The 20391-nt window shown below is 69.1% G+C and carries 28 protein-coding genes; 18 read left to right on the forward strand and 10 right to left on the reverse strand.

Annotation, left to right across the window (positions count from 1 at the left end):
* Positions 1-22 precede the first annotated feature (22 nt).
* From GUY59_RS11485 to GUY59_RS11510, 6 genes are read left to right on the forward strand one after another with little or no spacing between them, the layout of a single operon-like run.
* A complete protein-coding gene (locus tag GUY59_RS11485; RefSeq protein ID WP_201760735.1) occupies positions 23-916 on the forward strand; it encodes a hypothetical protein in 894 nt (297 codons plus the stop codon).
* Entirely contained in the window at positions 913-1713 is an 801-nt protein-coding gene (locus GUY59_RS11490) for a deaminated glutathione amidase (RefSeq protein WP_138199637.1), read from the forward strand. The genes GUY59_RS11485 and GUY59_RS11490 overlap by 4 nt, the downstream gene beginning before the upstream one ends.
* A complete protein-coding gene (locus GUY59_RS11495) occupies positions 1706-2638 on the forward strand; it encodes an ABC transporter substrate-binding protein (RefSeq protein WP_138199636.1) in 933 nt (310 codons plus the stop codon). The genes GUY59_RS11490 and GUY59_RS11495 overlap by 8 nt, the downstream gene beginning before the upstream one ends.
* Complete coding sequence (locus GUY59_RS11500) at positions 2635-3543, forward strand: amino acid ABC transporter permease (protein WP_138199635.1); 909 nt, start codon at positions 2635-2637, stop codon at positions 3541-3543. Before GUY59_RS11495 ends, GUY59_RS11500 begins: the two co-directional genes overlap by 4 nt.
* Positions 3544-3551: 8 nt before the next feature.
* A complete protein-coding gene (locus GUY59_RS11505; protein ID WP_138199686.1) occupies positions 3552-4304 on the forward strand; it encodes an amino acid ABC transporter ATP-binding protein in 753 nt (250 codons plus the stop codon).
* A 4-nt stretch (positions 4305-4308) separates the two neighbouring features.
* Positions 4309-4842, forward strand: coding sequence for a GNAT family N-acetyltransferase (locus GUY59_RS11510; RefSeq protein WP_252374843.1), 534 nt, complete (start codon positions 4309-4311; stop codon positions 4840-4842).
* Here GUY59_RS11510 and GUY59_RS49940 read toward each other — a convergent pair.
* The gene (locus GUY59_RS49940) at positions 4823-5371 is read right to left on the reverse strand and encodes a TetR/AcrR family transcriptional regulator (protein WP_138199634.1); all 549 of its coding nucleotides are present in this window, start codon (positions 5369-5371) and stop codon (positions 4823-4825) included. The genes GUY59_RS11510 and GUY59_RS49940 overlap by 20 nt on opposite strands.
* Before the next feature lie 85 nt (positions 5372-5456).
* Here GUY59_RS49940 and GUY59_RS11520 point away from each other — a divergent pair, with 85 nt between their 5' ends.
* From GUY59_RS11520 to GUY59_RS11530, 3 genes are all read left to right on the forward strand, one after another.
* On the forward strand, positions 5457-5882 hold the full coding sequence (locus GUY59_RS11520) for a nuclear transport factor 2 family protein (RefSeq protein WP_236667046.1): 426 nt from the start codon (positions 5457-5459) through the stop codon (positions 5880-5882).
* Positions 5883-5983: 101 nt separating this feature from the next.
* Positions 5984-6676 (forward strand): B3/B4 domain-containing protein, encoded by a 693-nt coding sequence (locus tag GUY59_RS11525; RefSeq protein WP_138199633.1) that lies wholly within the window; start codon positions 5984-5986, stop codon positions 6674-6676.
* 249 nt (positions 6677-6925) lie between these two features.
* Positions 6926-7330, forward strand: coding sequence for a hypothetical protein (locus tag GUY59_RS11530; protein ID WP_138199632.1), 405 nt, complete (start codon positions 6926-6928; stop codon positions 7328-7330).
* A gap of 474 nt (positions 7331-7804) precedes the next feature.
* On the opposite strand, the gene GUY59_RS11535 is transcribed toward GUY59_RS11530, so the two are convergent.
* Positions 7805-8038: a hypothetical protein gene (locus GUY59_RS11535; RefSeq protein WP_138199631.1), complete on the reverse strand. Its 234-nt coding sequence runs from the start codon at positions 8036-8038 to the stop codon at positions 7805-7807.
* Between the two features lie 394 nt (positions 8039-8432).
* Between GUY59_RS11535 and GUY59_RS11540 the strand changes: the two genes are divergently transcribed.
* The 5 genes from GUY59_RS11540 to GUY59_RS11555 all read left to right on the forward strand — a co-directional run bounded on the left by GUY59_RS11540 (position 8433) and on the right by GUY59_RS11555 (position 10211).
* Positions 8433-8726 (forward strand): hypothetical protein, encoded by a 294-nt coding sequence (locus tag GUY59_RS11540; RefSeq protein WP_138199630.1) that lies wholly within the window; start codon positions 8433-8435, stop codon positions 8724-8726.
* A gap of 14 nt (positions 8727-8740) precedes the next feature.
* Positions 8741-9193, forward strand: coding sequence for a hypothetical protein (locus tag GUY59_RS11545; protein WP_138199629.1), 453 nt, complete (start codon positions 8741-8743; stop codon positions 9191-9193).
* A gap of 115 nt (positions 9194-9308) precedes the next feature.
* On the forward strand, positions 9309-9758 hold the full coding sequence (locus tag GUY59_RS11550) for a hypothetical protein (protein ID WP_138199628.1): 450 nt from the start codon (positions 9309-9311) through the stop codon (positions 9756-9758).
* 64 nt (positions 9759-9822) lie between these two features.
* The gene (locus GUY59_RS49945; protein ID WP_269128757.1) at positions 9823-9957 is read left to right on the forward strand and encodes a hypothetical protein; all 135 of its coding nucleotides are present in this window, start codon (positions 9823-9825) and stop codon (positions 9955-9957) included.
* On the forward strand, positions 9954-10211 hold the full coding sequence (locus GUY59_RS11555; RefSeq protein WP_138199627.1) for a transposase: 258 nt from the start codon (positions 9954-9956) through the stop codon (positions 10209-10211). Before GUY59_RS49945 ends, GUY59_RS11555 begins: the two co-directional genes overlap by 4 nt.
* A gap of 82 nt (positions 10212-10293) precedes the next feature.
* Here the strand turns inward: GUY59_RS11555 and GUY59_RS11560 are convergent, their stop codons facing one another.
* Positions 10294-10794 carry a DUF5946 family protein gene (locus GUY59_RS11560; RefSeq protein ID WP_138199626.1) on the reverse strand — a complete coding sequence of 167 codons (501 nt, stop codon included), beginning with the start codon at positions 10792-10794 and terminating at the stop codon, positions 10294-10296.
* Between the two features lie 297 nt (positions 10795-11091).
* Between GUY59_RS11560 and GUY59_RS11565 the strand changes: the two genes are divergently transcribed.
* Positions 11092-11475 carry a profilin gene (locus GUY59_RS11565; RefSeq protein ID WP_138199625.1) on the forward strand — a complete coding sequence of 128 codons (384 nt, stop codon included), beginning with the start codon at positions 11092-11094 and terminating at the stop codon, positions 11473-11475.
* 352 nt (positions 11476-11827) lie between these two features.
* Here GUY59_RS11565 and glnA read toward each other — a convergent pair whose 3' ends face one another.
* A complete protein-coding gene (gene glnA, locus GUY59_RS11570; RefSeq protein WP_132330246.1) occupies positions 11828-13252 on the reverse strand; it encodes a type I glutamate--ammonia ligase in 1425 nt (474 codons plus the stop codon).
* A 377-nt stretch (positions 13253-13629) separates the two neighbouring features.
* On the opposite strand from glnA, the gene GUY59_RS11575 reads away from it, so the two are divergent.
* The 3 genes from GUY59_RS11575 to GUY59_RS11585 are packed head-to-tail and all read left to right on the forward strand — an operon-like array spanning position 13630 to position 15701.
* Complete coding sequence (locus GUY59_RS11575) at positions 13630-14091, forward strand: RDD family protein (protein ID WP_138199624.1); 462 nt, start codon at positions 13630-13632, stop codon at positions 14089-14091.
* Between the two features lie 57 nt (positions 14092-14148).
* Positions 14149-14766 carry a TetR/AcrR family transcriptional regulator gene (locus GUY59_RS11580; protein WP_236667047.1) on the forward strand — a complete coding sequence of 206 codons (618 nt, stop codon included), beginning with the start codon at positions 14149-14151 and terminating at the stop codon, positions 14764-14766.
* Entirely contained in the window at positions 14763-15701 is a 939-nt protein-coding gene (locus GUY59_RS11585) for a hypothetical protein (RefSeq protein ID WP_138199623.1), read from the forward strand. Before GUY59_RS11580 ends, GUY59_RS11585 begins: the two co-directional genes overlap by 4 nt.
* Here GUY59_RS11585 and GUY59_RS11590 read toward each other — a convergent pair.
* The 6 genes from GUY59_RS11590 to GUY59_RS11615 all read right to left on the reverse strand — a co-directional run.
* Positions 15682-16446, reverse strand: coding sequence for a class I SAM-dependent methyltransferase (locus GUY59_RS11590; protein ID WP_138199622.1), 765 nt, complete (start codon positions 16444-16446; stop codon positions 15682-15684). The two genes, GUY59_RS11585 and GUY59_RS11590, sit on opposite strands and share 20 nt — an antisense overlap.
* Positions 16446-17126: a DUF4191 domain-containing protein gene (locus GUY59_RS11595; protein WP_132330238.1), complete on the reverse strand. Its 681-nt coding sequence runs from the start codon at positions 17124-17126 to the stop codon at positions 16446-16448. The genes GUY59_RS11590 and GUY59_RS11595 overlap by 1 nt, the downstream gene beginning before the upstream one ends.
* A 246-nt stretch (positions 17127-17372) precedes the next feature.
* Complete coding sequence (gene lipA / locus GUY59_RS11600; protein WP_132330236.1) at positions 17373-18302, reverse strand: lipoyl synthase; 930 nt, start codon at positions 18300-18302, stop codon at positions 17373-17375.
* A gap of 260 nt (positions 18303-18562) precedes the next feature.
* On the reverse strand, positions 18563-19255 hold the full coding sequence (gene lipB, locus GUY59_RS11605; RefSeq protein WP_132330234.1) for a lipoyl(octanoyl) transferase LipB: 693 nt from the start codon (positions 19253-19255) through the stop codon (positions 18563-18565).
* 37 nt (positions 19256-19292) lie between these two features.
* Positions 19293-20030: a peptidase E gene (locus GUY59_RS11610; RefSeq protein WP_138199621.1), complete on the reverse strand. Its 738-nt coding sequence runs from the start codon at positions 20028-20030 to the stop codon at positions 19293-19295.
* 42 nt (positions 20031-20072) lie between these two features.
* On the reverse strand, positions 20073-20391 hold a 319-nt coding region (locus GUY59_RS11615), incomplete at its 5' end, for a DUF1731 domain-containing protein (RefSeq protein ID WP_161714488.1).

Here is a 20391-nt window from a genome sequence, read left to right on the forward strand (position 1 = left end):
GGCGCGGGACTGGGACCACCTCATGCCGATCGTGACGGGGCAGGTCAGGCCCGAGGGCTTCGCCCTCGACCTCGACTCGCGCCGCGTCACACCCGACGTGCTGGGCGAGCCCGGCCTGGACGGCGGCGAGACCTCGTTCAGCAGGTACGTGCTCGGCCGCGCCGCCGGCGACGACCGGCTGGTGGGCCTGCCCGTCTTCGTCATGCGCGGCTTCCGTCACCGGTGCGTCCTCGTCCGCCGCGACAGCGAGCCGGCCTCGCTGGAGGAGCTCAAGGGCGCCCGCATCGGGCTCACCGGCTGGCCCGACTCGGGCAACACCTGGACCCGGGCGCTGCTCAGAGCCGCGGGCGTGGACCTCGGCGGTATCGACTGGACGGTGGGCCCGCTGGTCGCCGGCGAAAGCGGCAAGGAAAGGACCGGCCCCGGCCCGCTCCCCGGCAACGTCTCGCTGACCGGCGACGGGCTCGCGGAAGGGCTCGCGGCCGGCCGCTTCGACGCGATCATGACGCCGTTCATGCCGCCGGAGCTGTTCACCCCGGACAGCCGCCTGCGCCACCTGCTGCCCGACCACCGCGCTGCCGAGCTCGCCTACTACCGGCGAACCGGTTTCGTGCCCGGCATCCACCTGGTGACGCTCAAACGCGAGAGCGTCGAGCGCCACCCGTGGCTGCCGCGGGCCGTACAGGACGTGTTCGAGCGCTCCAAGCGGCACTGGCTGGTCCGGCGGCGGCTGCTCGCCGACACCACGCCGTGGTTGCTGTCCGACCTGACCACGACCGCGCTGACCTTCGGCCACGACTGGATGCCGTACGGCGCCGCCCCCAACGCGGCCATGGTCGCCGCCTTCTGCGACGAACTGCACGCCCAGGGCATCTCGTCCCGACCCATCGGAGCCGAGGAGGTCTTCGCCGCATGAGAATCGCCGTCGGGCAGTTCGCCTCCGCGGAGGACTGGACCCAGAATCTCAGAACCTGCCAGGCCATGATCGACCAGGCCGGGGCGGGCGACGCAGGCCTGCTGGTGCTGCCCGAGGGCTCGCTCGCGCTCTTCGTTGACGAGCCCGCCCGCATCAGGCAGGCCGCGCAGCCCCTGGACGGGCCGTTCGTCAGCGGGCTGGTCGAGCGTACGCGCGGCTCGGCCACCACCGTGATCGCCGGCGTGCACGTCCCCGCCGGCGACGGCCGCGTGCACAACGTCCTGGTCGCCGCCAGGGACGGCGAGCTCGTCGCCACCTACACCAAGCTGCACCTGTACGACGCCTTCGGCCGGCGCGAGTCCGACAACGTCGTCCCCGGCACGAACGCCCCCGTCGTGATCGACTGCGCGGGGTGGAAGGTCGGCATGATGACCTGCTACGACGTGCGCTTCCCCGAGATGGCCAGGCTGCTGGCCGACCAGGGCGCCCAGATCATCGCGCTGCCCACCGCGTGGGTGCGCGGCCCGGCCAAGGAATGGCACTGGGAGGTCATGGTCACCGCCCGCGCTCTGGAGAACACCTGCTACGTGGCCGCCTCCGGCGAGTGCGGCCGGCGCAACATCGGGGCCAGCATGGTCGTCGACCCGCTCGGCATCATCCGCGCCCGGCTCGGGGACGCCCCGGGGATGCTCTGGGCCGACGCCTCGGCCGGTGAGCTGGCCGACGCCCGGCTCACCCTGCCCGTCCTCGAGAACCGGCGCTTCGCCGTCGACCCACGATTGGAGCGACATGTCTAAGCACGCGACGCGGGTGACGGCCGCCCTGCTCGGCGCGGCCCTCCTGGCGGCCGGATGCGGCGCCAACCCGGAGGAGGCGGAGGGGGTGCTCGACTCCCAGCAGCCCAAGGGCACGACCGCCGCCCAGGTCAAGGACCAGGCGCTGCACGACCGCCTGCCCGGCAAGGTCAAGCAGGCGGGCAAACTCGTCTCGGTGAACAATGGCTCCTTCCCGCCGTACGAGATCGCCGGACCCGACGGCAGGTCGCTGACCGGTGCCGCCGCCGACATGTCCGAGGCGCTCGGCCAGGTGCTCGGGGTCAAGATCGAGCACGTCACCGTGGACGGCCTGCCCAGCTCGCTCACCGGCATCGCCTCCGGGCGCTACGACTTCGCCATCGGGCCCGTCGGCGACTTCCGCGACCGGCAGAAGTCCAACGACTTCGTCGACTGGGTCAAGGAGTTCGTGGTCTTCGCGGTGCCGAAGGGCAACCCGAACAAGATCGGCTCGCTGACGGACACGTGCGGGCTGAAGATCTCCGTCATGGCCGGCGGCTCCGCCGAGAGCGTGATCAAGGGCCAGTCGCGGACGTGTGCCGAGGAGGGCAAGCCGAAGATCAACGTGCAGTCGTACAAGGACCAGCCCACCTCCGTGCTGGCGGTCAGCTCCGGACGGGCCGACGCGTTCTTCTCTTCCCAGGCGCCGCTCACCTACTTCGTGGACCAGGCCGGCGGCAAGCTCGAACTCGCCGGCAAGGGGCAGTCCAACGGGTTCGACGACCTCTACCAGGGCGCCGTCGTGGCCAAGGACTCGCCGCTGCGCGACGTGCTCAAGGACGGCATCCAGAAGCTGATGGACAACGGTACGTACGACAAGATTATGGACAAATGGGGCACCTCCGACAACAAGTTGGACCAGGCCGGCGTGAACCTGGCGAAGTCATGAGCCTGCCCGACGTCGACGTCGCGGGCGCCGCCCGCACCCGCCACCCGCTGCGCTGGGTCGCCTCGATCGTCCTGCTCGTGCTCGGGGCCCAGCTCGTGAGCCTGCTGGTCACCAACCCCAACTTCCAGTGGGACGTGGTCGGCCGGTACGTCAACGCCCAGATCATCGGCCAGGGCATCTTCACCACGCTGCTGCTCACCGTGATCGCCATGGCCGTGGGCGTCGTCCTCGGCGTGCTGCTCGCCATCGGCCGGCTGTCGGAGAACCCGGTCGCGCGGGCCGCCTGCGGCCTGTACGTGTGGTTCTTCCGCGGCACCCCGGTGCTGGTGCAGCTCGTGCTCTGGTACAACCTGTCGTACCTGCTGCCGGAGATCTCGTTCGGTGTCCCGTTCGGGCCCAAGTTCGTCAGCGCCGACACCAACGTGCTCATCACACCGCTGCTCGCCGCCATCCTCGGCCTCGGCCTGAACGAGGGCGCGTACATGGCGGAGATCATCCGCGGCGGTCTCATGTCGGTCGACCACGGCCAGACCGAGGCGGCCTCCGCGCTCGGCATGAGCGGCGCCAGGACCTTCCGCAGGATCGTGCTGCCCCAGGCGATGCGCTTCATCATCCCCCCGACCGGCAGCCAGGTCATCAGCATGCTGAAGGCCACGTCGCTGGTCAGCGTCATCGCGCTGGCCGACCTGCTCTACACCGTGCAGTCCATCTACAACCGTACGTTCCAGACCATCCCGCTGCTGATCGTCGCCTGCCTCTGGTACTTGATGATCACCTCGATCCTGTACGTCGGCCAGTCGTTCATCGAGCGCCACTACGCGCGCGGCGCCACCAGGAACGCCCCGCAGAGCTTCTGGTCGTTCCTGACCTTCCGCCGCCGCCCGACCCCGAAGGTGCCCTCGTGACCGTTCCCATGGTCCGCGCCCGCGGCGTGCGCAAACACTTCGGTCACCTGGAGGTGCTCAAGGGCATCGACCTGGAGGTGTGGCAGGGGGAGGTCGTGGTCGTCCTGGGGCCGTCCGGGTCGGGCAAGTCGACGTTCCTGCGCTGCGTCAACCACCTGGAGACCATCGACGGCGGCTCCATCCACGTCGACGGGGAGCTGATCGGGTTCGAGGCGTCCGGTGGCCGCGTACGGCACCTGCGCCAGCGGCAGGTCACCCGCCAGCGCAGGGAGATCGGCATGGTCTTCCAGCAGTTCAACCTCTTCCCGCACTACACCGTGGTGCAGAACGTCATCGAGGCCCCCGTCGGCGTCCGTGGCGAACCCCGCGACCAGGCCAAGGAGCGCGCGCACGCGCTGCTGCGCAGGGTCGGGCTGGAGGAGAAGGCGCACGTCTACCCCCGCCAGCTGTCCGGCGGGCAGCAGCAGCGCGTGGCCATCGCCCGCGCGCTGGCGATGCGGCCCAAGCTCATGTTGTTCGACGAACCGACCAGCGCCCTCGACCCCGAGCTCGTCGGCGAGGTGCTCGCCGTGATGAAGGGCCTCGCGGAGGACGGCCTCACCATGATCGTGGTGACCCACGAGATCGGGTTCGCGCGGGAGGTGGCCGACCGGGTGGTGTTCATGGACGACGGCGTCGTGGTCGAGTCGGGCGTCCCCTCCGACGTGCTGGACCGCCCGCAAAGCCCGCGCACGAAGGCCTTTCTGGGGCGCGTACTCTGACCGGGTGGAGACCGAGCGACTGATCATGCGAAGGTGGCGCGAGAGCGACCACGCGCCCTTCGCGGCCATGAACGCCGACCCCGAGGTCATGGAGCACTTCCCCGCGACGCTCACCCGGGAACAGAGCGACACCATGGTCGGCCGGATCGAGGAGGGTTTCGACCGGCACGGCTTCGGGTTGTGGGCGCTGGAGGTGCGCGGGAGCGGGCTCTTCATCGGCTTCGCCGGGCTGGTCTGGCAGAGGTTCGACGCCCCCTTCCTGCCAGCCGTCGAGGTCGGCTGGCGGCTGGCCCGCCCGGCGTGGGGGCACGGCTACGCCATCGAGGCGGCCAGGCGGGCCGTCACGTTCGCCTTCGCCGAGGCGGGGCTCGACGCCCTCATCTCCATGACGGCCGTGGGCAACGTGCGCTCGCGTGCCGTGATGGAGCGGCTCGGCATGACCCGCGACCCCGCCGAGGACTTCGACCACCCCGGCGTCCCCGAGGGCAGCCCGCTGCGCCGTCACGTCCTCTACCGGCTCAGGCGCGGAACCCCGTGAAGATGATCTCCAGCGTGCGGTCCCGCAGGCCCGGGGTCCAGCCGGCCAGCAGGGCCGCCTGAGAGGTCGCCGCGAGCAGGGCCATCACCTCGTCCGGCCCCACCTCCCGCCGGACCGCCCCGGCCCGCTGGGCGCGCTCCAGCAGTGTGCCGACCGGCCGGCGCAGCCGTTCGAGCGGCTTGCCGGTCCGCACGTCCACGCCGCCGCCCGCCAGCAGCTCGGCCACGGTCTTGCGCGCCGCCGCCTCCTCCACCACGTGCGTGAAGAACGCGAACAACGCCGTCTCCGGCTCGCCGTGCTCCGCCAGCGCCTCCGCCTCCTCGGCCAGCCGATCGAGCAGCCGTTTCACGATCGCGCCGAGCAGGTCGTTCTTCGTGGGGAAGTGCCGGAACACGGTTCCGATCGCCACCTCGGCCCGCGCGGCCACCTCCTCCGTCGAGGCGGAAGCGCCGTGCTCGGCGAAGACGGACTCGGCGGCGGCGAGGATGCGTTCGCGGTTGCGCCGGGCGTCGGCGCGCAGCTGGGCCATGGGCTGACCTCCCCATTGACAACATGAGTTGCGACTCATTATTTTCCTGAGTGACAGCTCATCTTAGCCGGGTGGAAGGAACTCCATGATGGATGCGCGCGAGGCGTTCGACGGGCTGCGCCGGCACATCTGCGGTGAGGAGGTCGACGGGCTGTGGGCCGAGGACGTCGTCGTCGAGACGCCGTTCGCGCCGTCCGGCAGCCCGCGCCGCGTCGAGGGGCGCGAACGGTTCCTGGCGCTCGCCCGCGCGGGCCGGACCGCGCTGCCGGCACGGCTGGAGATGGGCGAGGCCACGGTGCACGACACCGCCGACCCCGGCACGATCATCGTCGAGTACGCATTGGGGGCCGTCCTGCCCGGGACGGGGGAGCGGGTGTCGGCGTCCTTCATCGGTGTGCTCACGGTCCGCGACGGGCGGATCGTGCTGTGGCGCGAATACCAGGACGTGCTGCGGGTCGCCGCCGCCACCGGCCGCCTGCCCGACCTTCTCGCCTCGCTACCCGCCGCCTGACGATGGGGCAGGCACGTGCGCCTCGTGCCTTCCCCGTTCCGGCGCCGGAGAGCGAGTATCGTGATCGGCCCGTTCTTCCTGGCCGCGATGACGAGGTGACCGTGCACTTCCAGCATTCGAGTGAGATCTGGCGTGATTTTCCCGAGCTCGTCCCGGGGGTGATGTCCATGGCCGGCGTCACCGCCGACGTCCACGTGGACGACCGGCTCGCGAACTACGGTGAGATCGCCGCCAAGCGCCTGGCCACCTGCTCCGAGGGCGAGCTGCCGGAGATCCAGGCGTGGCGCCGGGCGTTCTCGGCGATGGGCATGAAGCCGACGCAGTACCGCTGCGCGTCGGAGTCGCTGCTGCGCCGCTTCAGAAAGGAGGGCGCTCTGCCGCGGCTGCACCCGCTGATCGACCTGTGCAACGCGATGTCCCTCGCGTACGCGATCCCGGTGGCCGTCTTCGACGTCTCGCGGATCTCCTCCTGCGTCGAGGTCCGGTACGCGGCGGGCGACGAGACGTACGTGACCTTCTCCGGCGAGACGGAGCATCCGCCGCCCGGCGAGGTCGTCTTCGCCGACGCCGACGCGATGGCGCACGCCCGCCGCTGGACCAACCGCCAGAGCGGCCACTCAGCCGTGCGCGGCACCACGAGCGACGTCCTGATCGTCGCGGAGGCCCTGCACGACACGGCCCGCGCCGACGTCGAGGCGCTCGTCGCCGCACTGGCCGGCGAGGCACGCGACCTCTGGCCGGTCAGCCCGGAGCCCGCGGTCCTGACCGCCTCCTCGCCGCGCTACAACTTCTGAGCGGTAAACGAAGCTCAGATCATTATTGGACGTTTAGGTTTTGACGGGACGTTTGGGTTTATAGAGGTAGCTGAGAATATCTGCATGGGTACGTCTGCTTCCATCCGAGCATCTGACGAGTGGGTGCCGGGTTCGGCTGATCTATCCATGAATGGAAACGAGCGCGTGAATACTAGAAGTCGGCAACCGCGGACGCCGCGCCATGGGCGGTTCGCGATACTAGCTCTGACCGGCGTCGTCGCCGGTGCCATGTTCCTTCCCGTGGGCCAGGGGGTGGCCAGCGCGAGCGCGGGTTACGTCGCCGTGGAGGCGGGAGGCCCGCCGTCCGCACCGGTTCGGCACGTCTCGAAGCCGAGGCGCGTCTCGAAGGAGAAGCCGATCCTGCGCAGCCCGCGCTGGCGCCCGCCGAAGATCGACATCATCGTCCACAACCTCAACCGCAACAAGAACAAGCATCGCCGCCACCACCGCGACGACGTCAGGGTCGAGCAGGTCCAGCCGCCGGTGGTCGAGCATGAGGACACCGAGCGCGAAGACCGCGACCACCGTGACTTCGACCACCGTGACTTCGACCACCGTGACTTCGAGCGCGACGGCTTCGGCCACGACCGCGACGGCTGGTGGCCGATCGACGGTGATCTCACCGGATGGTGACTGCCAGGGCGGCTGACCCCAGGGCGGCGCTCGCCGCCACGGGTTGAGGCTCGCACGCAGGTCCCGCGGGAAAGGCCATCGGCTGAGCAGCCGATGGCCTTTTCACGCGGCGCGGGATCACACGTCGTAGGTGTGACCTATACAGTCGCCCGACCTGGCGAACCCTTGATCATATGAAGTGTGTGTTACTCCTCGGTTCCTTCACCGGGATCTGCAGCGCCGAACGCTTCGTCGATCGCCTTCCGGTGGCGCGAGGACGCGGCTCCCGGGCCGCCGCGGGATAGCGCATCACCCCTGTTCAGACTCGCGTGGGCAGCAACGCCGGAGCATGCGCCGTTATTGACACCCGCCTGTCCATCCGCCTGCGGGTTCCCCCGTGGTGGCGCGTTCTCGAGCGACCTGGCGAGTTCTCCCTTCTCAACGCGAGTGGGCGCGGGATTCTCAACGGATGTGGCGGGGACGGGGGCCCCACCCCTAGCCACCAAGAGCGGTTGCTGTGATGGGCCGCAAAGTGGCAGTGAGTAATGGCCACCGCGCCCGCGAGGTGCCACCGGCATCGCCTCCCCGGGCCTCGGCCGTCGACCGGCGGATCAGCATGCTGCGGGCGATGAAGCCCAGCTTGTCGGTGATCATGGCGGCGAAGCCGCCGAGGAAGCGTCCTCCTTCCCACAGATGCAGGACCAGCGCGAAGGCGAAGATGTCCCCCACGGCCCTTCCCACACGGCCCGACGTCGCGACCGGCGCCTGTTTGAGCTTGTTCAGGGGGCAGTTGGACCGGTTTTGGGGCGGATCCAGGATGGGCGTTACCCACGCCGGGTAGAGCTGACCGGTGACCGCACGAAACGGCAGACCGGCCGCGCACATGGAGCCGCGGCCCTGACACGCCAGCGACGCGACAGATCCCACCCGTCTCGAGCCGCGGGCCGCGACGGAACCTGCCCCCGGCCGACGGTGCTCACAGAGGCGTCCGGCGCAGCGCGGCCGTCCGCGCCGGCGAGGTCCATCCACGGAGGAGGCTCGCGCGACCGTATCCGCGGCAGGGTGTCCCCACTCGGAACTGGTGGAGCAGGTATCCGCTCGTAGACGGGAGAAAGGCGACGTCATGATCTCGTTTATGCTCGTGGCCCAGCTCGGGCTGGCATCCGTGGTGACCGCGCCCTCCCCGACGCCCATGCCATCGGAGTTGACCGACGCGCCCCGAGGTGGCTGCGCGTACACGCAGACAGGCGTGTACTGCAGCAACATCAACGGCATCGACGGCTACCTCAAGGCCAACTGCACCTGGCAGGGAGGCGGGGAGTTCTTGTGTGACAAGCCGCGCAAGCAGACCTGCACCAGCCCGGCCGACCAGGACACCGGCACGGCGGCCCTGGATTGCCGCCCGGTGGACGACTAGCACGATTCGGGGGAATGTTCGCCATGCTTCACCTGCGCACCATCATCGCCCGCGTCTTTTCTGCCGTCCTGGCCGGAGGCGCCGTCATCGCCATCGGTGGCCCGGCCGAGGCCGCGTCCGCCGGGGAGCCGCCGGCCCTGACCACGGGGAGCGCTCTGCCCACGGGGAGCACCCTGCGCGTGCCCGGCACGTTCCGCGACAATTTCGCCTGCGGGCATGGGCCGGGCGGCCTCAAGATGACCATGCAGAGCGATCGGGAGATGGCCCAGGCGTGCGCCATGGCCGGCCAGGTCGCCAACGCCTACACCGCCGCGCCCCGGCAAGCCGGCGCCGATCAGGCCGTCTCGGTGACGGTCGACGGTGCGAGCTGGGCCTGCGTCCAGAAGAAGCAGGGCGACGACGACTACGTCGAATGCTCGCACGGCGGCGAGATGCTCTCACTGTCCACGTTCCACTCCGTGAGTTGAGCAGATCGCCGGGGTGAGGGGATCTCTGCGGTGAGGAACTCCCGCATCCGTTCGATGCGGCCCGTGCCCGCGCTGAAGACCGCGTCTCGACTCGACTCCGGACCTATGGAGGGAGATGTTTCAGATGGACAGGATTTCGACCCGCGCCTCGATCGCGTTCATGGTGGCGGGGGCCTTGGCCACCGTCACCGTCGGCGGACTCGCCTCGGCCGCGTTCGCGAGCCGGCCGAGCGCCACCTCGCCTGCCGCCCACCTCGCCACGGCGCTGGACCCGGCACCCGCCGATGCCGCCATCAGGGAGTACCAATGCGGCAACCTCGGGCTGGCCGTGGTGGCGAACAGCTCCGAAGACAAGGAAGCCGCCTGCGAGACCGCCATGAAGGTGGCGAAAGCCGCCATCGAAGGCTCCCCTCCCGGCCCAGCAGGCGAAGCCGCCGGCCTGACGGTCGAGGTCGACGGGCAGACCTGGTGGTGCCGCGACCGCCAGAGCGACGAGGACGTGAACCCGCACGGCATGTGCGTGAACGGCAGCCGCGAGTCCGAAACGGTGCGCCTGTATTCGTGACCGTCCGAGCGCGCTCCTGCGGGACTTCGCCCTCGACGACGCGATGCCCGGCACCGTCGCGACGGTGCCGGACTCGACCGAGGTCGGCTACGACATCCAGGGCGACCACGCGGTCCTGGTCGCCCAGCGGCTGGTCCGGCTTCGGTTCAGCAACGGCGTGGAGAAGCTGTACCCGATCAAGGCGGTGTTGCTCGGCTGACACGGCAGCGGCAGAGCACCGACGAACGGCAGCAATGCCATGCTCACCGAGCAGGCGTGGAGGGCGCCATCGCCCAAGGCGTCAAAGGCTTCGACCTGCGCAGATCCCGCTACCGCGGGACCGCCGAGACCCATCTTCAGCACCTGTTCATCGCCGCGGTGATGAACCTCACCCGACTCGATGCCTGGCTCACCGGAACCCCGCTGGCCCCGACACGACTCTCGCATTTCGCTGCTCTCCGTCCGGTGGCATGAGAGGAGTCATCTGGCCCATGGTGCTCCATGAGGGCGGCGCGTTCCCGCTTCTGGGAGGAGCTTTGCCGCTGGCCTTCGGGCGTCAGGCCTGGATGGATCTCCAGGACTCCACGGTCGCTTCGGCAATGGTCTCGATGCGGTGTCCGTATGCCGGATGTCCATCAAATACGAAGCTGCCGTCCCTGACCGGGAGAGCGCAGAACGTAGCCCGGAAGTGCCCAGGCGGTCCGCCCGGCGGGAGCGGTGCGTATGCCGCCAATGGCGCCATGTCGTAGCCCGGCCTCGCCCCGTGTTTGTTCCGCGCTACCTGACGGGCCGACACGCGAAGCAGCGCGTCAAGGCCCTGGTCCACGTGAAGCTGCAGCTGGCGGAACTGACCGTCGAGGTACTTCTCATGAGCTCTGGAAGGATGCTGCAGGAGATACGCACAGACCACCAGCGCGTGCCACCTGTACATCCGGGGATCGGCCTGCTCTTCGGAGAGAATGGCATGGTAGTAGTCCACGCATGTGCCCAACGGGCCGACAACTGCACCGCACTCGCACCGATCCACGACAGGGCTGTCCGCCATGATCTGCACCATAGGTGGCCAGTAGCAGCGCTGTCGACGAGATTTCGGCGCCAGTACATGTCCATACGAACGACCTGGCCTACCTTGCCGCCATGGTCCTCTGGACCAGCTCTTGGCGAAGCGCGTCCCAGCGACACAAGAGAAGCGGCTTCGTGATCGCATCTGTGATCATGAAGCCACTTCTGTTGGATCTACTCCGCCACCAGTGTCCCTTCGGGAGGGGCGGGGCGTTCTCGGCCAGCAGATGAAAGTGCGCCGCCAGCGCAAGCCGGGGCGCGGATAGACAGCGGTGAACAGGAAGGGCTGTGTATGGACGTCTTACAGCACTGTGTGGACTACGATGTGATCGGCTCCGGCAAGTTCAGCTCCGCCGCAGTCGTCGGGCTAGACGGCGAGCTCCTGGCTGCGTCCGGGGGGTACGCGCCCAGCCCCGAGGAGCGGCACGCAATCGTCGATGGGCTCGAGCACCTCTCGCGGGTCGAGGCCGCCGGCCTGAAGCTGTGCGGCCAGAAGTTCTTCTTCATCTCGTCCACCGATCGCTCCCTCTGTCTCAAGAGGGGACCCGACGGCGCGATCGTGGTGAAGATCAAACGAAGTATCATCGTCGCGCAGTATGTCGTCCCGGTACAGGCACCCGAAGCAGGTCCCATCCTCGAGTCCATTGCCGATGAACTGATCAGCGCTGGGTACTGATCACAGAGCAGGGCAAATGCGGGAGGTCGTCGCGTACACCACGTGGCCACACTGGTCGCAGGATAGCGGCACGTGCGGCCTGACCTTCCGCACGGATTCCCACGTGCGTCTGCACCGCGATGGCCCGGCACCGAAATCGGTGCCGGGCCGTCGACCCGCAGGCACACGTCCAGCTCAGTCCATCCCGCTCCCACATCCACGAGGATGATTTGCTGTCTTCACCCCGACCAGCACAGGGTCTCTGTTCCTTCAGACCCTGCTCCACAACCAAAGACAACGACGACTAACGACAAGGTGCTCCCAGCTCAGCAGTGGTATCCGGCAAGATCGCCGAGGCCGGGAAACCCCGCCGTCACACGTCGTAGTAGAGCTCGAACTCGTGCGGGTGCGGGCGCAGCCGGATCGGGTCGACCTCGTTCTCGCGCTTGTACGCCACCCACGTCTCGATCAGGTCGGGCGTGAACACGCCGCCCTCGAGCAGGTAGTCGTGGTCGTCCTCCAGCGCGTTGAGCACGTCGGTGAGCGAGCCGGGCACCTGCGGCACCTGGCGGGCCTCCTCCGGCGGCAGCTCGTAGAGATCCTTGTCGACCGGCTCCGGCGGTTCGATCTTGTTGCGGATGCCGTCTACGCCGGCCATCATCATCGCCGAGAACGCGAAGTAGGGGTTGCACGACGGGTCGGGCACCCGGAACTCGATGCGCTTGGCCTTCGGGTTGGAGCCCGTGATCGGGATGCGTACGCAGGCCGAGCGGTTGCGCTGGGAGTAGACCAGGTTGACCGGCGCCTCGTAGCCGGGCACCAGACGGTGGTAGGAGTTGACCGTCGGGTTGGTGAAGGCCAGGAGCGACGGCGCGTGCTTGAGCAGGCCGCCGATGTAGTAGCGGGCGGTGTCGGACAGGCCCGCGTAGCCGACCTCGTCGTAGAAGAGCGGCGAGCCGTCCTTCCACAGCGACTGGTGGCAGTGCATGCCGGAGCCGTTGTCACCGAAGATCGGCTTGGGCATGAACGTGACCGTGTGGCCGTATTCGAGCGCTGTGCTCTTGATGATGTACTTGTACAGCATCAGGTTGTCGGCGGTCCTGAGCAGCGTGCCGAACTTGAAGTCGATCTCCGCCTGACCGGCCGTGCCGACCTCGTGGTGCTGCATCTCGACCTCGATGCCGCACTCGATGAGGTTGCGCACCATCTCGGAGCGCAGGTCGGTGAAGTGGTCCATCGGCGGCACCGGGAAATAGCCGCCCTTGTAACGCGGCTTGTAACCGAGGTTGCCGCCCTCGGTCGCCTTGCCGGTGTTCCAGGCGCCCTCGATCGAGTCGATGTAGTAGTAGCCGGCGTTCTGCCTCGTCTCGAAGCGCACGTCGTCAAAGATGTAGAACTCGGCCTCGGGGCCGAAATAGACCGTGTCGGCGATGCCGGTGCCCTTGAGATATTCCTCGGCCTTGCGCGCGACGTTGCGCGGGTCACGGCTGTAGGCCTCGCCGGTCAGCGGGTCGTGCACGAAGAAGTTGATGTTGAGCGTCTTGTGCTGCCGGAACGGGTCGACCACGGCGCTGGTCGGGTCGGGCAGCAGCAGCATGTCGGACTCGTGGATCGCCTGGAATCCACGGATCGACGATCCGTCGAACATGAGTCCGTCGGTGAAGACGCTCGCACTGAAGTTCTCTACCGGAAAGGTGAAGTGGTGAGTCGTCCCCGGCAGGTCGGTGAACCTGACATCGACGAACTGCACCCCTTCGTCACTGATGAACTTCAGGACGTCGTCGGCGGAGTTGAACACTCTCGAACCTCCCTGGGGACTGGCTATCATGCCGACGCTAGAACTCGGCCGTTTCCACCCGGTGTCTCGATTGTTTCGCACGTGTTACGCGGAGTCATGTGCGCTTCGACGCCTCGCACTGCCCGTGTGGCGGACGGGACGTCCTCCAGCGCGTACGGGTCCGGACACGCCGGTGGGCGGCTCGGCGGTCTTGAGAAAGCTGCGGGGCCGCCGCCGAACAGCGTCCTCCTGTCGAGGCAGGCAGCGCCCCGGCCGCTTCAGGCTTCCCGGGATCTGGGCCGTCCGGGGGACGACGGCCGTGCACCCGGCGGGGACCAGCACCGTGACGCGGCCGGGTCACGAAGCGGACCGCCTCATCGGGCGGCTACCGTTGACTCATGAGCGGCAAGGAACCTCGGTGGACGCAGACGTGGCTGGGCGGGCTCCGCTCCGCCGGGGTCGATCTCGGATACCCGGGTGAGCGCCTCGGGCTGCCGGAGCAGGGCAGCGGGTCGATCGCCGGCTGGGGCCGCAGGATCGCCGCGCTCGTCATCGACTGGATGATCTGCACGTGGGTCGTCGTGCAGTTGCTGTTCGGGATGAACCCGGCCGAGTCGCCGTGGGCGCCGGCGCTCGCCTTCGCCGTGCAATATCTGCTCCTGGTCGGCCTCATGGGGCAGACCTTCGGGCACCGCCTGGCGGGCATCAGGGTCGCCGCAATGGACGGCGGCGATCCGCGGCTGCTGCCCGTGCTGGTGCGCACCGTGCTGCTCGCCCTGGCCCTGCCTGCCCTGATCTGGGACCGCGACCACCGAGGGGTGCACGACCGCGTGTCCAACACCATGGTCGTGCGCATGTGAGCAAGCGAAATCCGTACCGGGTAGGCAATTGAACTCGGTATGGTTTAGGCTGTCCGCATGATGATGGCGGGGCTCAGGGAGCGGAAGAAGGAGCAGACGCGCCGGCGCATCTCCCAGGTGGCGCTGCGGCTGTTCGACGAGCGTGGTTACGATCAGGTGACCGTCAACGAGATCGCCGAGGCGGCCGGAGTCGCCAAGGTGACGCTGTTCAGCTATTTCCCCACCAAGGAGTGCCTGGCCACCGACGGGGTGCAGGACGACATGGCCGCCGTCGTGACCGGCCGCCCTGAGGGGTGCTCGCCGATCGGGGCCCTGCGCGCGCACTACCGGGCGACGGCCGTGCCGTTGGCCAAGGACATGGACGTCGAGACGCTGATCACCAGGATTCGCGTGATCTCGTCCAACCCCGCCCTGCTGGCCGCGGTGCACGGAGCTCAGATGAGCCAGCGTCACGAGCTGGCCGCGGCCCTCGCGGACGGCCGTGAGCCGGATCTGACGGCGCACCTGATGGCCGCGCAGATCACCGCCGCCATCACCACCCTCCAGGAGGCCTTCTTCCATCGGCTCGCCGCGGACCCGTCGCTGGAGCAGGCGGCCGGCCGGTTGGCCGCAGACGTCGAGGTGGCCTTCGACCTCCTGGAGCACGGGCTGACGCACGTAAAAGGAGAAGCATGAAGAAGGGCATCAACTATGACACGGGGTTCCTCCCGGGCGACGACCTGAGCCGCAGGTCGTTCGACCTCGAAGACGTCGAGCGCGACATGCGCACCATCGCCCGCGACCTGCGCTGCGACTCGGTCCGCGTCTCCGGCCGCGACCCCGGGCGCATCACCGCCGCCGCCGAACGCGCCGTCGCGGCCGGCCTGGAGGTCTGGTACGCCCCCTTCCCCGTCGACCTGACGGAGGACGAGATGCTGGCGCTGTTCACCGAGTCGGCCGAGCGGGCCGAGGCCCTGCGCCGCGCCGGCGGCGACGTGGTGCTGGTCACCGGCTGCGAGATCACCGTCTTCGGCCACGGCTTCATGGAGGGGGCGGCCTACCGCGACCGGCTCGACACGATCATGACTGCCGACGTGCAGTGGTGGACGACGCTCATGCAGGTCATGCCGCGCTTCAACGCCTACCTGGCGAAGGTGGCCGAGACCGTGCGGCCGAGGTTCGGAGGCCGGCTCAGCTACGCCGCCGGGCCGTGGGAGCCGGTCGACTGGGCGCCGTTCGACGTGGCGGGCGTGGATGCCTACCGCGCGGCGTACAACGCGCACGACTTCACCGGCGAGCTGCGGGCGCACTTCAAGCAGGGCAAGCCGGTCGCGGTCACCGAGTTCGGCACCTGCCCCTACCAAGGGGCGGGCGAGCGCGGCGGCTCGGCCTGGGTGGTGCCGGAAGGCGCGGTGCGCGACGAGGGGGAGCAGGTCCGCTATTACACCGAACTGATGGACATCTTCGAGCAGGAGGGCGTCGACACCGCCCTGTGGTTCACCTTCGCCGCCTACAACAGGACCGGCGAGGCCGACCTCGGCTCCTACGGCGTGGTCAGGATGCTCGACGAGAAGAGGTGGGAGCACAAGGAGATCTTCCACACCATGGCCGCTAGGAACGCGAGCAGCTGAAGATGGCCGTGCCCGGGAGGTGACGGCCGCGCAGCGGGCTCCAGCCGCCCCACACCCGCTCGTGCCCCTCGGGCCATTCGGGCTCCAGCAGCCCGGTGACGGTCAGCCCCGACTCCACCAGCAGATTCACCCAGTCGCCCATCGTGCGGTGGTGCTCGGCGTACGTCACGGCGCCGTGCTCGTCGCGCTCCACGTAGGGGGAGCGGTCGAAGTACGGCCGGTCGGACGTGAGACCGCGCGGCCCGGGATCGTCGGGGAACGCCCACCGGACGGGATGGCTCACCGAGAACACGAACCGGCCGCCCGGCCGCAGCACCCTGCGCACCTCGCGGAACACGGCGAGGGGATCGGCCGCGAACGGCAGCGCTCCGTACGCCGAGCAGGCCAGGTCGAAGGACCCTGCGGCGAACGGCAGCGACTCGGCGTCGGCCTGGAGCACGGGAACGCGCAGGCCGGTGCCGAGGTCGATGCGCCTGGCGTGGAGCAACTGCCGGTAAGAAAGGTCGAACGCGGCGACCTCGGCACCCTGCGACACCAGCCACCGGGCGCACTGCGCCGCCCCGCAGCCGATCTCCAGCACCCGCCGGCCCCGCACCTCTCCGAGCAGGTGCGCGTCGGCCTCGTCCACACCTTCAGGGCACCAGACGAACCCGCTGTCGCGCAGGAAGCCGCCGTGCTCGGCCTGGTAGTCGTCGGCGTTGCCGTCCCACCAGCCGCGATTGGCCCGCGAGGAGACCGACGGCACTAGCGCATCTTGGGGCCGCGCGGCATGCGGGCGCCCTTGGGCATCGGCCCCTTGGGCATCGGCATGTTCTTCGGGAGTGACCGCAGGCGGTCCTTGACCTCGTTGACCGCGGGCTTCTTCAGGTTGCGCGGCAGCTTCATGATGTGGCGCTGCAACTTGCTGATCGGCACCTGGCCTTCGCCGTCGCCGCACTGGATGTCGTAGATCTCGACGCCCAGCACCACCCGCGCGACCCGCTTCTTCTCGGCCGCCAGCATCTTCGCCACCCGGTTGCCCGGCCCCTCCGACACCAGCACGACGCCCGGATAGCCCACCACGAGGTGGATGAGGTCCTGGTCGCGGTTGACCGCGATGGCCGGGGTGACCTGCCAGTTGCCCCGCATGCCCTCCAGCACCGCCGCCGCGGCGCCCGTCTGGCCGTGCAGGATCGAATATTGCGCCTTCTGCGCCAGCTGCCCGAACACCACCAGCCCGACGGTGAACGCGGCCAGCACGCCGATGAACACCGAATACCACAAGTAGTCCGTGACCAGGCCGATCACGACGACCACGGCCAGCGTGCCCACCGCCGAAAGGAAGACGATCGGCATCCCCTTGGGATTGGCCTGCTTGATGATCTTCGCGATCATGCGGAGCTGCTTGATGCGCCCCGGCTTCTCTGGGTCCTCGGACTTTGCCATGCTCAGAAGGATACAAACCAACTGGTGCAGGAGGGAAAACGCGGCCCGGCCATTTTCGCTTCCAGTCTGGATCGTGACCTTGGCCACCCGCCAGCTCGCCCTCCACCGCCTGCCCGCGCGAGCCATGCACGGGGAACCGGCCTCGCCGTTGCGCACGAGCGCCGGCTGGGTGCGCGTCGCCGGCCGGCGGGCAGCGGTTGCTGCGGGGCCCCGGGCGGCGCGCGCCCGGGGCCCCGCCTGTGCCGATCAAGCGGTCTGGCGTGCCTCGATGGCCTGCTTGTAGAGCCTGCCCGCCCGGTAGGACGAGCGGACCAGCGGACCGGACAGCACACCGGCGAACCCGATGGTCTCGGCCTCGGCCTGCAGCTCGACGAACTCCTCCGGCTTCACCCATCGCTCCACCGGGTGGTGGCGCGGCGTGGGCCGCAGGTATTGGGTGATCGTCAGCAGGTCGGTGCCGGCGGCGTGGAGGTCGCGCATGGCCTCCGTGATCTCTTCCCGCGTCTCGCCCATGCCCAGGATCAGGTTGGACTTGGTGACCAGTCCGGCCTCGCGGGCCGTCGTGATCACCTGGAGGGAACGCTCGTAGCGGAAGGCCGGGCGGATGCGCTTGAAGATCCGCGGCACCGTCTCGACGTTGTGCGCGAACACCTCGGGCTTGCTGGAGAAGACCTCCTCCAGCTGGTCGCGGTTGCCGTTGAAGTCGGGCACCAGCAGTTCGACGCCGCAGCCGGGCAGCAGCGCGTGGATCTGGCGCGCGGTCTCGGCGTAGAGCCAGGCGCCGCCGTCGGGCAGGTCGTCGCGGGCCACGCCCGTGACGGTCGCGTAGCGCAGGCCCATCTGCTGGACGGACTCGGCCACCCTGCGCGGCTCGTCGCGGTCGTATTCCTTGGGTTTGCCCGTGTCGATCTGGCAGAAGTCGCAGCGGCGCGTGCACTGGTCGCCGCCGATGAGGAAGGTCGCCTCGCGGTCTTCCCAGCACTCGTAGATGTTGGGGCAGCCCGCCTCTTCACAGACCGTGTGCAGGCCCTCCCGGCGCACCAGCGACTTGAGCTCGGTGTATTCGGGGCCCGTCTTGAGCTTGGTCTTGATCCACGGGGGCTTGCGCTCGATAGGGGTTTCGGCGTTGCGCACCTCCAGGCGGAGGAGCTTTCGGCCTTCAGGAGCAACGGTCACGTTCTCAGCTTACGTCTCCCGCGAAGCGCGCCGTCCGAGGGGGCGTACGCGCTCACGTGACCAGGCCGAACCCGCCGATCGCCCGCGTTCCGGACGGGGCGCGGCCCTCGTCGGCAGGCCCCGGGTCGCGGGGCGCGGCCAGGCCCACGACCGCCACCGTCGCGGGGCGCTCGACACCCGCCCGGCCGCGAACCGGGGAACCCGGGATGATCCACGGGCGTGACGCCGGCGTTCCCGGCACGGTCAGGTGCCGGGTCCGGTCACCGGCGGAGCAGGTCTTCCTCGTGCAGGTCGTACGGCTCCATGCCGAGCGCCTCGGCCAGCCGCTTCTCCGCGATCGGCATGACCTCCTCGACCACGATGCGCCGGCCAGTCTCCGCCGACAACGAGGAGACGCCCACGCCGGGGATGCCGCACGGCGCGATGCGGTTGAACCAGCGCGGGTCGTTGGCGCAGTTGAGGGCGAAGCCGTGCATGGTGACGCCGCGCGTGACCCGCAGCCCGACCGCGCCGAGCTGGCGGTCGGGCAGGCCGAGAGTGGGGTCGCCGACCGCCCAGACGCCGCCGCGTCCGCGTATGCGCCTGGCCGTGACGCCGAAGTCGGCGCAGATCTGGATCATCACGTCTTCCAGGCGGCAGGCGTAGGCGACCACGTCGGTGATCGCCACGATGGGGTAGGCGACGAGCTGCCCTGGGCCGTGCCAGGTGAGCCGGCCGCCCCGGTCGACGTCGATGACCGGGGTGCCGTCGGCGGGCCGCTCGTGCGGGGCGGTGCGCTTGCCCGCGGTGTAGACGGGCGCGTGCTCCAGGAGCAGGACGGTGTCGGTCAGCGCGCCGGCGACCCGTTTGTCGTGCACCCAGCGCTGCAGCGACCAGGCCTGCTCGTAGGGGACGTCGACACCTAGGCGGACGATGGCGAGTGCGTGGGGATCGTCCCCGTGGATGGGGCGCATGAGCCTATTGTGCCGTTCCCGAACCTTCGAAGGGTAATCAGGGGGTCAGCAACCGTGGCTCGATCCTGACCTCCTTGACCCCGCTGGCGCCGTCGTGCTCCAGCTTGTACGCGTAGCCGGCCGGCTCGACGGTCACGGCCTGGATGAACTCGGTGCCCACGTAGTGCAGCCCCACGCCCTCGTCGGCGGCGTAACCGCCGGGCAGTTCGCCGTCGGCCACCGACCTCTGCAGCAGCTCGCGGCGCTGCGGGTCGGAGTCGTAGTGGACGCCGCACGAGTAGGGCAGCAGGGCCATGCCCTCGGCCCACACCTGCAGTTCGGGGCCGAAGGAGTCGGTGTTGCCCCCGACGTGCCAGCACAACGCGCCCGCGCTCTGTCCGGACAGCACCACGCCCGCCCGCCACGCCTCGGCGAACGCCTCGTCGAGGCCGTGCAGCCGCCACAGCGCCATGAGGTTGGCGACGCTGCCGCCGCTGACGTAGATCATGTCCTGTTCGAGCATCCAGGCCCGGGGATCGGCCACGTTCGGCATCGGGAAGACCGTCAGGTGGCTCAGCTCGACGTCCCAGCCGGCGAAGGCGCCGTACATCTTGAGCAGCCAGTCGCTCGAGTCGCCGAGCGCCGTGGCGACCAGGCCGAGCTTCGGGCGGTCCTGTCCGGTCAGGTCGAGACCGTAGCGCAGCAGCGGGCTCGCCTCGATGAAGCTGTAGCGGCTGCTCGGGCGGAACGATCCACCGCCGATGGCGAGGATGTGCGACTGTCCTGACCGGCTCATGTCAAGGTTCTCCCGACGTGCTGAAAGAAGTGGAACGGCATCCTAGAGTACGGCGCTGAGCGCCTCGCCGAGACTGGTATGCGCGAAGCGGTAGCCCGAGGCGGTCAGCTTCGCCGGCAGGATCCGGTGGCCCGGGAGCAGCGCCTCGCGGGCGAACTCGCCGAGCCCCGCGGACAGCGCGAACGCCGGCACGGGGATCGGCATCGTGCTTCTGCGCAGGGTTGTCCCGAGTGTCCTCGTGAACTCGGCGTTGGTGACGGGGGAGGGCGAGGTGAAGTTGACCGGCCCCTCTACATCCTGATTTTTCAGGACATGTAGTGCGGCTCCCACCCAGTCGTCCACGCTGATCCACGACCAGTAC

Source organism: Nonomuraea sp. K271 (genome assembly GCF_009908215.1).
Taxonomy (GTDB): Bacteria; Actinomycetota; Actinomycetes; order Streptosporangiales; family Streptosporangiaceae; genus Nonomuraea; species Nonomuraea longispora.

What these genes read in the sequence shown, in the direction of transcription:
- GUY59_RS11580 (WP_236667047.1), top strand. Translation starts at nt 14,149, where the DNA reads ATGATGATGGCGGGGCTCAGGGAGCGGAAGAAGGAGCAGACGCGCCGG.
- GUY59_RS11575 (WP_138199624.1), top strand. Translation starts at nt 13,630, where the DNA reads ATGAGCGGCAAGGAACCTCGGTGGACGCAGACGTGGCTGGGCGGGCTC.
- GUY59_RS11530 (WP_138199632.1), top strand. Translation starts at nt 6,926, where the DNA reads ATGTTCCTTCCCGTGGGCCAGGGGGTGGCCAGCGCGAGCGCGGGTTAC.
- GUY59_RS11545 (WP_138199629.1), top strand. Translation starts at nt 8,741, where the DNA reads ATGTTCGCCATGCTTCACCTGCGCACCATCATCGCCCGCGTCTTTTCT.
- GUY59_RS11505 (WP_138199686.1), top strand. Translation starts at nt 3,552, where the DNA reads ATGGTCCGCGCCCGCGGCGTGCGCAAACACTTCGGTCACCTGGAGGTG.
- GUY59_RS11540 (WP_138199630.1), top strand. Translation starts at nt 8,433, where the DNA reads ATGATCTCGTTTATGCTCGTGGCCCAGCTCGGGCTGGCATCCGTGGTG.
- GUY59_RS11610 (WP_138199621.1), bottom strand. Translation starts at nt 20,030, where the DNA reads ATGAGCCGGTCAGGACAGTCGCACATCCTCGCCATCGGCGGTGGATCG.
- GUY59_RS11495 (WP_138199636.1), top strand. Translation starts at nt 1,706, where the DNA reads ATGTCTAAGCACGCGACGCGGGTGACGGCCGCCCTGCTCGGCGCGGCC.
- GUY59_RS11550 (WP_138199628.1), top strand. Translation starts at nt 9,309, where the DNA reads ATGTTTCAGATGGACAGGATTTCGACCCGCGCCTCGATCGCGTTCATG.
- lipB (WP_132330234.1), bottom strand. Translation starts at nt 19,255, where the DNA reads ATGCGCCCCATCCACGGGGACGATCCCCACGCACTCGCCATCGTCCGC.
- GUY59_RS11500 (WP_138199635.1), top strand. Translation starts at nt 2,635, where the DNA reads ATGAGCCTGCCCGACGTCGACGTCGCGGGCGCCGCCCGCACCCGCCAC.
- GUY59_RS11565 (WP_138199625.1), top strand. Translation starts at nt 11,092, where the DNA reads ATGGACGTCTTACAGCACTGTGTGGACTACGATGTGATCGGCTCCGGC.
- GUY59_RS11560 (WP_138199626.1), bottom strand. Translation starts at nt 10,794, where the DNA reads ATGGTGCAGATCATGGCGGACAGCCCTGTCGTGGATCGGTGCGAGTGC.
- GUY59_RS49940 (WP_138199634.1), bottom strand. Translation starts at nt 5,371, where the DNA reads ATGGCCCAGCTGCGCGCCGACGCCCGGCGCAACCGCGAACGCATCCTC.
- GUY59_RS11490 (WP_138199637.1), top strand. Translation starts at nt 913, where the DNA reads ATGAGAATCGCCGTCGGGCAGTTCGCCTCCGCGGAGGACTGGACCCAG.
- GUY59_RS11585 (WP_138199623.1), top strand. Translation starts at nt 14,763, where the DNA reads ATGAAGAAGGGCATCAACTATGACACGGGGTTCCTCCCGGGCGACGAC.
- GUY59_RS11595 (WP_132330238.1), bottom strand. Translation starts at nt 17,126, where the DNA reads ATGGCAAAGTCCGAGGACCCAGAGAAGCCGGGGCGCATCAAGCAGCTC.
- GUY59_RS11485 (WP_201760735.1), top strand. Translation starts at nt 23, where the DNA reads ATGCCGATCGTGACGGGGCAGGTCAGGCCCGAGGGCTTCGCCCTCGAC.
- GUY59_RS11520 (WP_236667046.1), top strand. Translation starts at nt 5,457, where the DNA reads ATGATGGATGCGCGCGAGGCGTTCGACGGGCTGCGCCGGCACATCTGC.